The sequence below is a fragment of the Vibrio anguillarum genome, assembly GCF_003390515.1.
In the GTDB taxonomy this organism is placed as follows: domain Bacteria; phylum Pseudomonadota; class Gammaproteobacteria; order Enterobacterales; family Vibrionaceae; genus Vibrio; species Vibrio anguillarum.
Window position 1 is genome coordinate 191467 of sequence record NZ_CP031479.1, and the last position, 14649, is coordinate 206115.

Annotated in this window: 14 protein-coding genes; 9 read left to right on the forward strand and 5 right to left on the reverse strand. The window is 47.9% G+C overall.

Features of this window, described 5'->3' with window-relative positions:
* Window positions 1–157: 157 nt before the first annotated feature.
* A complete protein-coding gene (locus tag DD616_RS04920) occupies window positions 158–1117 on the forward strand; it encodes a DUF2860 domain-containing protein (protein WP_017048695.1) in 960 nt (319 codons plus the stop codon).
* Window positions 1118–1122: 5 nt separating this feature from the next.
* Here DD616_RS04920 and DD616_RS04925 read toward each other — a convergent pair whose 3' ends face one another.
* A complete protein-coding gene (locus DD616_RS04925; protein WP_094123863.1) occupies window positions 1123–2646 on the reverse strand; it encodes a YifB family Mg chelatase-like AAA ATPase in 1524 nt (507 codons plus the stop codon).
* 477 nt (window positions 2647–3123) lie between these two features.
* Between DD616_RS04925 and ilvG the strand changes: the two genes are divergently transcribed.
* The 6 genes from ilvG to acuI all read left to right on the forward strand — a co-directional run bounded on the left by ilvG (window position 3124) and on the right by acuI (window position 10532).
* Window positions 3124–4770, forward strand: coding sequence for an acetolactate synthase 2 catalytic subunit (ilvG, locus tag DD616_RS04930; protein WP_017044151.1), 1647 nt, complete (start codon window positions 3124–3126; stop codon window positions 4768–4770).
* Window positions 4770–5054: an acetolactate synthase 2 small subunit gene (gene ilvM, locus DD616_RS04935; protein WP_010319930.1), complete on the forward strand. Its 285-nt coding sequence runs from the start codon at window positions 4770–4772 to the stop codon at window positions 5052–5054. Before ilvG ends, ilvM begins: the two co-directional genes overlap by 1 nt.
* A 12-nt stretch (window positions 5055–5066) precedes the next feature.
* Window positions 5067–6005: a branched-chain-amino-acid transaminase gene (gene ilvE, locus DD616_RS04940; RefSeq protein WP_208872019.1), complete on the forward strand. Its 939-nt coding sequence runs from the start codon at window positions 5067–5069 to the stop codon at window positions 6003–6005.
* Between the two features lie 16 nt (window positions 6006–6021).
* Window positions 6022–7863: a dihydroxy-acid dehydratase gene (ilvD, locus tag DD616_RS04945; protein WP_208872020.1), complete on the forward strand. Its 1842-nt coding sequence runs from the start codon at window positions 6022–6024 to the stop codon at window positions 7861–7863.
* Between the two features lie 3 nt (window positions 7864–7866).
* Window positions 7867–9405 (forward strand): threonine ammonia-lyase, biosynthetic, encoded by a 1539-nt coding sequence (gene ilvA, locus DD616_RS04950; protein WP_208872021.1) that lies wholly within the window; start codon window positions 7867–7869, stop codon window positions 9403–9405.
* 146 nt (window positions 9406–9551) lie between these two features.
* Window positions 9552–10532 carry an acrylyl-CoA reductase (NADPH) gene (gene acuI, locus DD616_RS04955; RefSeq protein ID WP_208872022.1) on the forward strand — a complete coding sequence of 327 codons (981 nt, stop codon included), beginning with the start codon at window positions 9552–9554 and terminating at the stop codon, window positions 10530–10532.
* Between the two features lie 46 nt (window positions 10533–10578).
* Here the strand turns inward: acuI and DD616_RS04960 are convergent, their stop codons facing one another.
* Window positions 10579–11523 (reverse strand): LysR family transcriptional regulator, encoded by a 945-nt coding sequence (locus DD616_RS04960; RefSeq protein ID WP_088728511.1) that lies wholly within the window; start codon window positions 11521–11523, stop codon window positions 10579–10581.
* Between the two features lie 156 nt (window positions 11524–11679).
* On the reverse strand, window positions 11680–11865 hold the full coding sequence (locus DD616_RS04965) for a hypothetical protein (RefSeq protein WP_010319936.1): 186 nt from the start codon (window positions 11863–11865) through the stop codon (window positions 11680–11682).
* 133 nt (window positions 11866–11998) lie between these two features.
* Here DD616_RS04965 and tusA point away from each other — a divergent pair, with 133 nt between their 5' ends.
* A complete protein-coding gene (gene tusA / locus DD616_RS04970; protein WP_020977692.1) occupies window positions 11999–12247 on the forward strand; it encodes a sulfurtransferase TusA in 249 nt (82 codons plus the stop codon).
* Between the two features lie 99 nt (window positions 12248–12346).
* Here tusA and DD616_RS04975 read toward each other — a convergent pair whose 3' ends face one another.
* Window positions 12347–12607 (reverse strand): hypothetical protein, encoded by a 261-nt coding sequence (locus DD616_RS04975; protein ID WP_010319938.1) that lies wholly within the window; start codon window positions 12605–12607, stop codon window positions 12347–12349.
* A 155-nt stretch (window positions 12608–12762) separates the two neighbouring features.
* Window positions 12763–13317, reverse strand: a complete 555-nt coding sequence (locus DD616_RS04980) for a TMEM165/GDT1 family protein (protein WP_017046363.1) — start codon at window positions 13315–13317, stop codon at window positions 12763–12765.
* A 414-nt stretch (window positions 13318–13731) separates the two neighbouring features.
* Between DD616_RS04980 and glyQ the strand changes: the two genes are divergently transcribed.
* Complete coding sequence (glyQ, locus tag DD616_RS04985; protein WP_013855568.1) at window positions 13732–14649, forward strand: glycine--tRNA ligase subunit alpha; 918 nt, start codon at window positions 13732–13734, stop codon at window positions 14647–14649.

Here is a 14649-nt window from a genome sequence, read left to right on the forward strand (position 1 = left end):
CCAATCTTGAAACACAAGCCATCGCAGCACAAAACTGTGTATGCCTAAGACAAAGCTCACCCTTCATTCATAAAACGGTCAGATTAGTTTTATCGTGTCGTCATCCAAGTTTATTCATATACTTAACCACTATTGAATCAAAGTATGGAAACTCCTAATGAATAAATACCTGTCCATGACGCTTGTTAGCGCTCTGGCTTTTCATGTATCTGCCGAACTGGCTCCAGAAACAGGTTTAAGTGGTGAGATTGCCATTAATACTATTTTTGCATCTTCCCAATCATCGTTTGATACGGGTGGAGATGAGCGTATTACATCACTCGAAACAAAGAGTAGCCGGCAGTCAAACTTTGCCGTTGGGCCTTTGGGTAACCTTGCTTACACCTTCGGGGACAAACGTCAACAACAGGTTTATCTAGGCACCTCACGTGATGATATTGCCGTCGGCACTTTAGCGCTTCAGCTGGGGTATCAATATGAGATGGAGACAGGTACCGTGGTTGATGTGGCTTTTTTACCGACCGTGATGTCTGGAAAAACCTGGGCTAACCCTTACCAACTAAACAGTCAGCGCCAAGAAACCGATGAGTCAGGAAATGCCTACCGATTAACATTCAATAGTATTCAAGGCAGCCCATGGACTATCGATGTCGCTTACGCGACCAAAGAGATCGACAACGATCAGTTTCCAAGCCCTGAACTGGCTCGTGATGGTAAAAGTTACTACCTAAAAGGCCAATACCGTTACTCTCTGAGCCCAACCAGTTTGTTACAGCCCTCCATCACTTATATCAACCACCAAGCGGATGGCGACGCCAATACTCATCACTCTTACGCCGCCGATCTCTCCTACTTCACGTTTATCAATCGCCATAAACTGGCGCTGACCGCTGGTTATACCAAGCGCGACTATCAAGGTGGAAATTCACTGTTTAATCACACTGTGCGTAATGACGATGAACTGAGCCTATTCTTCGCGTACGAATACAGCCAATTTATGGATTGGGATGATTGGTCATTAATCGCTTTAGCCGGTTATAACCAATCGAGCTCAAACCTCTCGTTTTACGACGAATCGTCTCTCTTTACAGCGCTAGGGTTAAATTACCAATTTTAAGTTCATTACACCGCTTGTGCGGTCAGTTGTTTCAACAAGCGGTCCATCGCTCGATAGCCGAGTGCTTCCGCTAGATGGGGCTTAGCAATCTGCTCGGCCCCTTCTAAATCAGCAATCGTACGCGCCACTTTGATAATGCGATGATACGCGCGGATGGAGAGCCCTAGGCGGTGCAGTGCATTTTCCAAAAATTCGGCGTCAGCCTTAGTTAAAGGGCAATACTGTTCAATTTCTCGGCTCCCCAACAAAGCATTAACCTTGCCATTACGAATCACCATCCGTTCACGAGCAATCAACACTCTTTCTTTAACCACAGCCGTTGCTTCACCTCTTTCGCCGCCATTTGCCAGCATTCCTTTGGGAAGCGAGGGGATTTCTATCGACATGTCAAAGCGATCAAGCAGTGGCCCCGATAAGCGTCCCAAATAGCGCAAAATACTCTGCGGGTTGGCTCTGGCTTGCGTGCCTTCGTAATAACCGGTTGGGCTGGGGTTCAACGCACCCACTAATTGAAAGCGAGCTGGAAAACGCGTTTTGCCTTGCGCTCTTGAAATAATAATTTCACCTGACTCTAATGGCTCACGCAATGAGTCGAGCACTTTTCGTTCAAATTCCGGCATTTCATCAAGAAACAATAACCCATTGTGTGCCAAAGAAATTTCCCCCGGCCTCGGAATAGAACCGCCACCGACCAGCGCCGCCATTGAACTGGAATGATGAGGCGAGCGAAATGGCCTTTGCTTCCAGTTGTGCTGGTTAATGTCTTGTGGAGTCAGAGAAGCAACCGAAGCGGTTTCCATCGCTTCATCCTCATTCATTTCTGGTAATAAATCACACAACCGAGAGGCAAGCATGGTTTTACCCGTTCCGGGTGGACCGAGAAAAAGCAGGTTATGGTTGCCCGCGGCTGCGATTTCTAACGCTCGCTTTCCTTGCTGTTGACCAATGATATCTTGCAGATCGCGAGTACTTTTCGCTTGGCACGGTTTAGGTTCGGTTTGAAAAAGAGAGAGGGTTTGCTGGCCACACAAATCAGCACACACCTCAAGCAGCGTTTGCGCCGATTTATGCTGATCCTTTGCCACTAACGCGGCTTGATCACCATTACCATGAGGCACCACCAAACAGCGCTTGGCTCGATTCGCAGCTAAAGCGGCGGGTAATACACCTTTAACAGGACGCAACTCACCAGATAAGGCTAATTCACCAATAAACTCATACCCATCTAACTTCGTTAGCGCTATCTGCTGTGAGGCCGCCAAAATACCCAACGCGATCGGTAAATCAAATCGACCACCCTCTTTGGGGAGATCCGCAGGGGCTAGATTGACCGTAATACGCTTGGCGGGAAACTCAAAACGGGAATTAATGATAGCGCTGCGCACGCGATCACGAGACTCTTTGACCGTCGTTTCTGGCAAGCCGACCAACGTAAAACCGGGCATACCATTGCTAATATGTACTTCAACTGTCACTGTCGGTGCTTGCACGCCAACACTGGCTCGGCTGTGAATAATTGCGAGTCCCATTTCATTCCTTTGTGGTTGTTTAAAAAGTGTTCGTTCTGTTTCTGCGCCCTTATTTGCACACGAGAGATTGTTATATAGCTTGTTGTGATGCTGAAAGAATGTGAAAAAAGAATGAGTTTTTGCTTGTCATTTAACGGAATTGTGTGTTACCACTAGAGACGCAAACAATTTCGTAAGATATTACGCCAACTATTTTAAGAATTAAGTGATGAATTTGAACGCTCACATTAACCTACTGCTAAGCCTGATTATCGTGGTCATTATTGATTCCGCGCGGGGGCTAGTGGGCGCAAAATAACCACCAGATTCAAAAGACCCCCGCACTGAAAAGTCCGGGGGTTTTTTTACAACTATTAAACTAAAAAGTTCATACTGGTTGGCGATTATCCAACCCGATATGACAGGAAGAATGGGAGCGCACATGAAGTGCAAACACAACATGGTTTACTGTGCCATACACAGTTTGGGAGGGTTACGATGACAGGAGCACAACTGGTTGTAGCCGCATTAAAGCAGCAGGGAATCAAAACCGTTTTTGGTTATCCCGGCGGCGCTATTATGCCAATCTATGATGCATTATACGATGGCGGTGTAGAACACATTCTCTGTCGCCACGAACAAGGTGCAGCCATGGCGGCGATTGGCATGGCGCGCTCGACACAAGATGTCGCGGTGTGCATGGCCACCTCAGGACCCGGAGCGACCAATTTGGTCACCGGTCTTGCCGATGCATTTCTTGACTCAATCCCCCTTGTCGCCATCACCGGCCAAGTCGCAAGCTCGCACATTGGTACCGATGCTTTTCAAGAGATGGACGTGATTGGTATGTCACTCTCTTGCACCAAACACAGCTACCTCGTTACCGATATCCACGATCTCGCACCCACCCTTGCCGAAGCCTTTGAGGTAGCGAAAGCGGGTCGCCCCGGCCCGGTGATTGTGGATATCGCTAAAGATGTACAACTGGCAAAAACCCCCGTGACTGAGCTACCTGCGTTCACTGCGCCAGCCATGCCAGTTGCCAGCCAAGAGCAGCTTCACGCAGCGCAACAACTGCTTTCACAAAGCTCTCGTCCTGTATTGTATGTTGGCGGTGGCGTTCAACTGGCCAAAGCGACCGATTCCGTACGCGAGTTTTTACGCCTCAATCCGATGCCATCAGTAAGTACCTTAAAAGGCTTGGGCACGATTGAGCGCCATGACCCGCACTACCTTGGCATGCTTGGTATGCATGGGACTAAGGCGGCAAACTTGGTCGTTCAAGAGTGTGATTTGTTGATTGTGGTTGGAGCGCGCTTTGATGACCGAGTAACGGGAAAACTGGATACTTTTGCACCACACGCCAAAGTGATTCATATCGATATCGATGCGGCCGAGTTTAATAAACTCCGTATCGCCAATGCGTCACTACGTGGTGACATCAATCTCATTCTTCCACAACTGGAACTGACGCGTGATATCGCACCGTGGGTTCACCACAGTGAAAGTTTGCGCAGTGGCTTTAAGTGGCGCTATGACCACCCGGGCGATCTCATTTTTGCACCATTGTTACTCAAACAACTGTCCGACATGATGCCCGATTCAGCCATCGTCTCAACCGACGTTGGCCAACATCAAATGTGGGCCGCGCAGCACATTCAGCCGCGTGCTCCACAGAACTTCATCACCTCAGCTGGCCTTGGAACTATGGGCTTTGGGTTGCCCGCCTCAATGGGCGCTGCCGTTGCTCGCCCAGATGATCAATCCATTCTCATTTCTGGGGATGGCTCGTTCATGATGAATGTTCAAGAACTTGGTACGCTCAAGCGCCGCCAAATCCCGGTCAAGATGGTACTACTGAACAACCACCGTTTGGGTATGGTGCGCCAATGGCAATCGCTGTTCTTTGATGGCCGCCATAGTGAAACGATTTTGGATGACAACCCAGATTTCGTGATGCTAGCTAAGGCGTTCGATATTCCTGGCAAAACCATCACCAAAAAAGAAGAAGTTGAACCAGCACTTAAAGAAATGCTGGCCAGCAAAACAGCTTATCTGCTTCACGTTTTGATTGATGAAGAAGAAAACGTATGGCCGCTTGTACCACCGGGCGCCTCAAATAGTGATATGTTGGAGAACACCTAATGGATAGATACCTATTAGACATCAAAGCCGATGATAAACCGGTGCTATTAGAGCGTGTTCTGCGCGTGATTCGCCATCGTGGATTTGTGATAAAACAAGTGGCCGCAACGCAAAACCACGCCAGCAAAGTCGCCAGTGTTGAAATCATTGTTGATAGTGATCGCCCCATCAGCACACTGATCAATCAAATTGAAAAATTATGGGATATTCGCAGTGTCGATGTCACCCCAATAAAAAATAACGAACTACCGAATAACAATTTACAACAAAAGATTTGTGCATAAGGAAGGCAATAAATGGCAACAAAAACTGCAGATTACATTTGGTTCAACGGTGAAATGGTTCCGTGGGCAAATGCAAACGTTCATGTACTGACACACGCAATGCACTACGGCACTTCGGTGTTTGAAGGTGTGCGTTGTTATAACACTCCTAAAGGTCCAATCGTCTTCCGTCATAAAGAGCACGCTCAACGCCTAAAAGATTCAGCAAAAATTTACCGTTTCCCTATCCCCTATACGATAGAAGAGATCATGGAAGCGACACGTGAAACATTGCGCGTCAATAAACTGGATTCAGCCTACATTCGCCCACTTGGCTTTGTTGGCAACGTTGGCCTTGGCGTTTGCCCACCAGTGAATACTGAAATGGAGTTAATCATTGCCGCCTTCCCTTGGGGTGCTTACTTAGGTGATGAAGCGCTAGAAAATGGTGTGGATGCGATGGTTTCTAGCTGGCATCGCGCTGCGCCAAACACCACTCCAACCGCAGCCAAAGCGGGTGGTAACTATTTATCGTCTCTGCTTGTCGGTGGTGAAGCTCGTCGTCATGGCTATGCCGAAGGTATCGCCTTAAGCGTGGATGGTTATTTATCTGAAGGTGCAGGCGAAAACATTTTCGTCATCAAAAACGGTGTGCTGCTCACGCCACCAACCACCAGCTCCATCTTGCCGGGCATCACGCGTGATTCGATCATGACGCTGGCTAAAGAAATGGGCTACGAAGTGCGTGAAGTGAACATTGCGCGTGAAGCACTCTACCTTGCTGACGAAATTTTTATGACTGGCACCGCCGCCGAAATCGTCCCTGTACGGAGCGTAGACCAAATTACGGTTGGAGAGGGCAAACGTGGGCCAATCACGAAAGTGATGCAAGAAGCTTACTTTGGCCTATTTAACGGCACCACTGAAGACAAGTGGGGCTGGTTGGATTACGTGTACCCACAACCGAAGTAATAGAGGACGATAGACAATGCCAAAGTATAGATCCGCAACAACGACACACGGACGTAATATGGCTGGAGCGCGCGCATTATGGCGCGCCACTGGCGTCAAAGATGAAGATTTCGGTAAGCCGATTATTGCGGTGGTTAACTCGTTCACTCAATTCGTACCGGGCCACGTGCACCTCAAAGATATGGGGCAATTGGTTGCGGGTGAAATCGAAAAAGCCGGCGGCATCGCCAAAGAATTTAATACCATCGCGGTAGATGATGGTATCGCCATGGGGCATGGCGGCATGCTGTACTCACTGCCCTCACGCGAGTTGATCGCAGACTCTGTCGAGTACATGGTTAATGCGCACTGCGCTGATGCGATGGTCTGCATTTCCAACTGCGACAAAATCACCCCTGGGATGATGATGGCGGCACTGCGCATTAATATTCCCGTCATCTTTGTTTCTGGCGGGCCAATGGAAGCGGGTAAAACCAAGCTTTCTGATCAAATCATCAAACTCGATTTAGTCGATGCGATGATCCAAGGCGCTGACCCTAAAGTCTCCGACGCACAAAGTGAACAAATTGAACGCTCGGCCTGCCCAACCTGTGGTTCTTGTTCTGGCATGTTTACCGCCAACTCGATGAACTGTCTCACCGAAGCGTTGGGGCTTTCTCAACCGGGTAATGGTTCAATGTTGGCCACGCATGCCGATCGTGAGGCGCTCTTCATCAACGCAGGTAAACGCATTGTTGAATTAACCAAGCGTTACTACGAACAAGATGATGCATCCGCCTTACCGCGTAATATTGCCAACAAAGCCGCATTCGAAAATGCGATGGCGCTCGATATTGCCATGGGCGGCTCAACCAACACCGTATTGCACCTATTAGCAGGCGCTCAAGAAGGTGAAATCGATTTTGATATGGGTGATATCGACCGCATGTCACGCCGCGTACCTCATCTGTGTAAAGTGGCCCCATCGACTCAAAAATATCACATGGAAGATGTGCACCGCGCGGGTGGCGTGATGGCGATTCTTGGTGAATTGGATCGCGCCGGTCTCATCAACAATCAAACTCGCACCGTGTTGGGTTTATCGATGAAAGAGCAGTTGGCTCAATACGACATCATGCAAACGGACGACGAAGACGTCTTAACCTTTTTCCGTGCCGGTCCTGCGGGCATTCGTACCACTAAAGCCTTCTCACAACAGTGTCGCTGGGATCACCTCGATGACGATCGCAAAGAAGGCTGCATTCGTACCAAAGAACATGCTTTTAGCCAAGATGGTGGCCTAGCCGTGCTATCAGGCAACATTGCCGTTGATGGCTGTATTGTAAAAACAGCAGGGGTTGATGAGGGTAGCCTGAAATTTGCAGGCCCAGCCGTGGTCTTTGAAAGCCAAGAAAGTGCCGTTGAAGGTATTTTAGGCGGTAAAGTGAAGGCCGGTGATGTTGTCGTCATCCGCTATGAAGGCCCGAAAGGCGGCCCGGGTATGCAAGAAATGCTTTACCCAACCACGTACCTCAAATCAATGGGGCTAGGCAAAGAGTGCGCGCTACTGACTGACGGTCGTTTCTCTGGGGGCACTTCCGGTTTATCAATTGGTCACGTTTCTCCAGAAGCTGCGAACGGCGGAACGATAGGTTTGGTGAATTCTGGGGATATTATCGCCATCGATATTCCGAACCGCTCCATTACGCTCAACGTTTCAGAAGCTGAACTGGCTGAGCGCCGCGTAAAACAAGACCAGCTCGGTTGGAAACCTGTCAATCGCCAGCGTGAAGTCTCTTTGGCATTGAAAGCCTACGCCAGTATGGCCACCAGCGCTGATAAAGGGGCTGTTCGAGACAAATCTAAGCTAGAGGGCTAGCGGATGAGCGACTCAGGTAACGCAACTCAAACTGGCGCAGATTATCTGCGCCAGATCCTGCGCGCCCCCGTGTATGACGTCGCAACGGTGACGCCACTGCAGGATATGCCCCGCTTATCGGCGCGCATCAAAAATCGCGTTCAGCTCAAGCGTGAAGATCGCCAGCCTGTGCACTCTTTTAAATTACGCGGCGCTTATAATATGGTGTCGAGTTTATCTGAGGTGCAAAAACAAGCTGGGGTGATTGCCGCGTCAGCAGGCAACCACGCGCAGGGAATGGCTCTATCGGGAACAAAATTAGGCATTAAAACCACCATTGTGATGCCTAAAACTACCCCTGATATCAAAGTCGAAGCGGTGCGCGGTTTTGGCGGTTTGGTGATTTTGCATGGCAACAACTTTGATGAAGCCAAAGCCGAAGCGGAATGCTTGGCTCACGAGCAAGGTTATACGTTTGTCCCACCGTTCGATCACCCACTGGTCATTGCAGGGCAAGGCACGATTGGCATGGAAATGCTGCAACAAAATGGCCACCTTGATTACATTTTTGTACCGGTCGGCGGTGGCGGTTTAGCCGCTGGGGTCGCGGTGCTCATCAAACAGCTGATGCCAGAAATCAAAGTCATTGCGGTTGAACCTGAAGATTCTGCTTGTTTAAAAGCAGCACTCGAGGCAGGTAAACCCGTGGTGCTTGACCAAGTCAGCATGTTTGCCGACGGTGTCGCGGTAAAACGTATTGGTGATGAAACCTTCCGTTTGTGTCAGCAATACATTGATGGCCACATCACGGTATCAAGCGATGAAATCTGCTCGGCGGTTAAAGATATCTTCGAAGACACGCGTGCGATTGCCGAACCTTCTGGAGCGCTTGCTCTGGCTGGTCTGAAGAAATTCGCGGAAAAACATAAGCTGGTGGATAAACAGTTAGGCACCGTACTTTCAGGGGCTAACACCAATTTCCACGGCTTGCGTTACGTGTCGGAGCGATGTGAGCTAGGCGAAAAACGTGAAGGGCTTTTGGCGGTGACCATACCTGAACGTCAAGGCGCGTTTTTTGAGTTTTGCAATATCATTGGCGGCCGTGCGGTCACCGAGTTCAACTATCGCTATAACGATGACAAGCTGGCCAACATTTTCGTCGGTGTACGCCTGTTAAGTGGGCAAGAAGAGCTCGACAACATCATTCACGATTTACGCCAAGGTGGCTACCCTGTGGTGGATCTATCGGATGATGAAATGGCCAAACTGCATGTCCGTTATATGATTGGAGGCAAACCCTCTAAGCCGCTAAAAGAACGATTATACAGCTTCGAATTTCCGGAATATCCGGGCGCTCTGCTGAAATTTCTCAGCACGCTTGGCACACACTGGAACATTAGCTTGTTTAATTACCGCAATCATGGCGCCGATTATGGCCGCGTATTGTGTGGTTTTGAACTCGAAGAGAGCGATTTAAACCGCTTCTCCGCTCACCTTAGAGAATTGGGTTACCAATGCAAAGATGAGACGGACAATCCTTCATACCAGTTCTTCTTATCCTAAAGCTCAATGCCAGTCCCACGACTGGCATTTTTATGAGTGATGCATAATACGCATAGAACCAATGCTAAAGTTTCATTTTAGTCATAGTTAATTCAGTACTACACTTAGCGACATCTTATGCTTGCTGTGCCAATCTGGAGATCCGAATGTTTAAAGCGTTAATCCTTAATCAACAAGAAAAAAACACAGTTGCCACCATTGAACAAATCGACGAATCACAATTACCGCAAGGTGAAGTTTTAGTCGCGGTCGATTACTCATCATTGAATTACAAAGATGGTTTAGCCATTACAGGTAAAGGCAAAATCATTCGCAATTTCCCTATGGTACCGGGCATTGATCTTGCGGGAACCGTACTTGAATCCCAAGATACTCGCTACCAAACCGGTGATAAAGTTGTACTAACCGGTTGGGGAGTGGGTGAAAACCATTGGGGTGGTATGGCGCAAAAAGCACGCTTGAAAGCCGATTGGTTAGTACCACTCGCGCACGGTCTTGATAGCAAAAAAGCGATGATGATTGGCACTGCTGGCTTTACTGCCATGCTTTGCGTGCAAGCCATTTTAGATGCGGGTATTCAACCGGAAAAGGGTGAAATATTGGTGACGGGTGCCAGTGGCGGCGTGGGTTCAGTTGCTGTAACACTATTAGCTAAGCTAGGTTATACAGTTGCTGCGGTAACTGGTCGTGTTGAACAAAATGGTCCACTGCTAGAAAAACTAGGAGCAAGCCGCGTTATTGATCGCAGCGAATTTGAAGAGCCAGATCGTCCGCTGGAAAAACAGATTTGGGCTGGCGCGGTCGATACAGTAGGCAGCAAAATGTTAGCCAAAGTGTTAGCCCAAATGGACTACAACAGCACAGTTGCCGCGTGTGGTTTAGCGGGTGGTTTTGATTTACCCACCACCGTCATGCCGTTCATTTTGCGCAATGTACGCCTGCAAGGTGTCGACTCCGTCTCTTGCCCGCTAGAAAAACGCATGGCAGCATGGGAAAGCTTAGCGAAACTGCTACCTGCAAGCTACTTTGAGCAAGCGTGTGAGGAAATCACCCTCGAACAAACAGCGCAGTACGCTGAAACGATCACCAATGGTCAAGTGACTGGTCGCGTGGTGATTAAGCTTTAAACTATTCATTCATCAAGCTTTGGTCTTACTCAAAGCTTGATGATTTTTACCCCTCTAACTGCATCTCTTCAATACGTTTAGCAATCAACCGGCTGCACTCTTGTTTGACGATCTGCCTTAACCATTCTTGGGCAGGAGAATGCTCACATCGCGAGTGCCAAATCATAGAGTAGTCAAACGGCGTAAACTGAAACGGTAACGGCTTCACCACCAATGCGTAACGCTCTGCCACTAAATAGGCCAGATCCGCAGGCACCGTAATAATCAATGGCATGGTATCAACAATCGCTAGCGCAGCTTCTAAATGATAGGCTCTGAGCACCATTTTCCGTTTAGGCTGCCCACTTAATGCTTGTTCAATTAAGGCATTAACACCATCACTGATCGCAATCATCGCATGAGGGTATGTCAGGTAATCCGCTAAAGAGATCTGCCGATTCGCCAACGGATGGTGTTGGGAGAGCAAACAAAGCACACCGACTCGCCCAAGCACCTCACTCATCAATGGTGCTACTGGCGACGTTGGGCGACAAATCGCTAAATCAGCCCCTTCATAAGTCAGTTGATCGGCCAACCTATCATGCTGCAAAGGTAAAAACTCAAACGACACGTTTGGTGCCTCTTGATATATCCTTGGTAAAGCAAACGGTAAGATGGTCTGCATTGCGTAATCTGTCGTGGCAATGGTGAAGGTTTGTTCACATTGCTGGGGGTCAAATTCAATAGGTGAAAGGATTTGACGTAGAGACTCCAATGGCTCGCCTAAGGCGCGATTAAGCTCCAGCGCTTTTTCAGTCGGAATGAGATGCTGACCTTGACGCGTAAAAAGAGGATCATTGAGCAGATCACGTAACCGGCCTAATACACGGCTCATGGCTGACTGGCTAAGATTTAAACGCTGGGCCGCTTTACTGACACTGCTCTCTTCTATCAACACTCTCAGTGCAATCAATAAATTCAGATCGCGACGATAGATATCTTCCAACTCCATGCAATAACCCCACTTTTGTCATTGGTAAATAGGCTCAGTGTACGCGTTAGGCAAAAAAAATCCCGCCTTTCAGCGGGGAAGCCCAAGAAAATGGGGATAGTGTCGGAATGTGTTACGTGTCGTATTAGTGCAATGCGTTGATCAATATGTGATGGATTAGTGATTCTGCTCTTCTGAGATGCCTTTCCAAAGATGCATCTCAAGCCAGATCCCAACCAGTGACGCACTGACACCAAAAAGTGGCATCCATGACGTTTCTGCAGGCGTTCGCATCACTAAGGCACAAAATGAGATAAAGCAGAGAACCGAATAAATGGTTAACCTATCAAGCGCTGTTAACATAAGTGCCTCACCAAATTGTTATCAACTTGTTAAGTAAGTTAAAACAAAAAGATCACTTTGCCAAGTGGTTATTGAATATTTTTTCCTCGCCAGTATTATCTACGCCTTGCGATAACATCGATTAGGTTTGAATATGACATTTGATCCGGCACTTGCCACACAAATACTCGAAGCCGAAGGATTGCGCTGTCCCGAGCCTGTAATGATGGTCAGAAAAACCATTCGAACCATGCAAGATGGCGAAATTTTACTAGTGAAAGCCGATGACCCGTCAACCACTCGAGACATTCCCAGTTTTTGCCGCTTTATGGATCATCAGTTAATTGCGGAGAAAGTGGACACATTGCCCTATCTCTATTTGATTAAGAAAGGATTGAGTTAAGCCTCGATCTAAGTAATGCGTACGCAAAAGAAAAGGCGACCTCAAAAAGGCCGCCTTTTGCTATTGATTCATTGATTCATTGATTCATTGCGCTGCACACTACTCATTAAACTCGATGGTGCGGATCTCTGATTGCAGTTTTGTTATCTGCTTTTGCAGGGTTCGAATTTCATCGTGCATCGGGATAATGTGCGCGACTCGGATCCAAGATTCCACCATTAAGCCACACAATATGATTGCGCCGGCCACCATGGGTAGCCACATTTCCGTCAACGCCATACCCAACAACGTCAGCACAAAACCGAACGTAAACAAGTAACTTTGGCTCTTGGCGGTCATTCCCATATAACGTGTCAGCATATGCATTCCCTCTTAGACTTGCATCATCTAGCACTACAGTAACATGACCAGTATGGCATAAATTTGTCACTCATCACGCAACCGTAGACGTTGGGCGACAAGTTGAGTAATAAATTGTGTCACGCTCACTCGCCCAATCATCTAATCGATTGGAATTACCAAATCGCCGCGCCGATCGCTAATATCAAAAAGAGTACCGCCGTGATTTTACGAATAAGTCCTAGCGGCATTTTATCGGCGGATAATTTACCAATCAGCACCACAGGTACGTTAGCCAGCAACATACCAATTGTCGTTCCGAGCACCACCCACAGTAGAGCATCCGCATATTGCGCACCAAGAATAGACGTTGCTATTTGGGTTTTATCGCCAATTTCAGCGACAAAAAAGGCGATGAAGCTAGCGACAAAAGGGCCTCGATTGGTAATTTTTTCATCACCGTCGAGTTTGTCTGGAATTAACACCCAACCCGCCATGGCAAGGAAGCTAGCGACCAACACCCATTTAAGGATTTCTGGTGACAGGTAGTCGGCAACGACCACGCCCAACCAAGCAGCAAGTGCATGGTTAACCATCGTTGCGACAAAAATGGCGGCAATAATAGGCAAAGGTTTACGATAACGACTGGCTAGCAGCAGAGAAAGCAGTTGGGTTTTATCGCCAATTTCAGCTAAGGCGACGGTAGTAATTGAAATAGCTAATACGCTCACGACAGGCTCAATGGGGCAGGATAATTATAATAACCATAGACAAACGCCACTCCCCGCCCCGGTTTGTGATGTTTGTCTAAGGTCTTGCTAAGCTAAAATGACTTTAGCCTCGAACGCCACGGTGATTTGGCACCAATTATGTTGACGAACGAACCGTTAAGATAAGAAATCTCACTGGTAAGCTACTCCCCAAAGACGGCGCAATTCTAATCAGGCCGAGTGAAAATCTCAAGTTAGAAATAAGTCAAAATCGTTCATGTGCAGGAATTTGGCACAATCGATGCGATAAATTCGACCAAAACGGATTTTCGACCATTAATTAAGCAAGATTACCCCTACTCGCTGAGCGAATATCTGGGTATACTTGTTCGTTATTTTCATCCATTCAGACAGAAGAATCGCGCGAACCTGACTATGCAAAAATACGATATCAAAACCTTTCAGGGTATGATCCTCGCGCTGCAGGATTATTGGGCCCAACAAGGCTGTACCATTGTTCAACCATTAGACATGGAAGTTGGTGCAGGAACCTCTCACCCAATGACATGCCTGCGAGCTTTAGGCCCAGAGCCCATTGCAACGGCGTATGTTCAACCCTCTCGTCGTCCAACGGACGGTCGTTATGGTGAAAACCCAAACCGCCTGCAACACTATTACCAATTCCAAGTCATCATCAAACCTTCACCAGACAACATTCAAGAGTTGTATTTAGGGTCTTTAGAGGTGCTCGGTGTTGACCCACTAGTACACGATATTCGTTTCGTGGAAGATAACTGGGAAAACCCAACCTTAGGTGCTTGGGGTCTTGGCTGGGAAGTGTGGCTAAACGGCATGGAAGTAACTCAATTTACTTACTTCCAACAAGTCGGCGGCCTTGAGTGCAAGCCTGTCACCGGCGAAATCACTTACGGTATTGAACGTCTCGCCATGTATATTCAAGGCGTGGATTCAGTGTATGACTTAGTCTGGACAGATGGCCCATTAGGTAAAGTCACCTATGGTGACATTTACCATCAAAATGAAGTCGAACAATCCACTTACAACTTCGAACACGCGGATGTCGATTTTCTTTTCACTTTCTTCGACCAGTGCGAAAAAGAGTGTAAGCATCTACTTGAGCTAGAAAAACCGCTGCCACTTCCTGCCTATGAGCGTATTTTGAAAGCGGGCCATGCCTTTAACCTATTGGACGCGCGTAAAGCGATTTCGGTGACAGAACGTCAACGTTACATCCTACGCATCCGTAACCTGACCAAAGCGGTTGCAGAAGCGTACTACGCATCTCGTGAAGCACTTGGCTTCCCTATGTGTAAAAAGGGTGAGGACAAATAA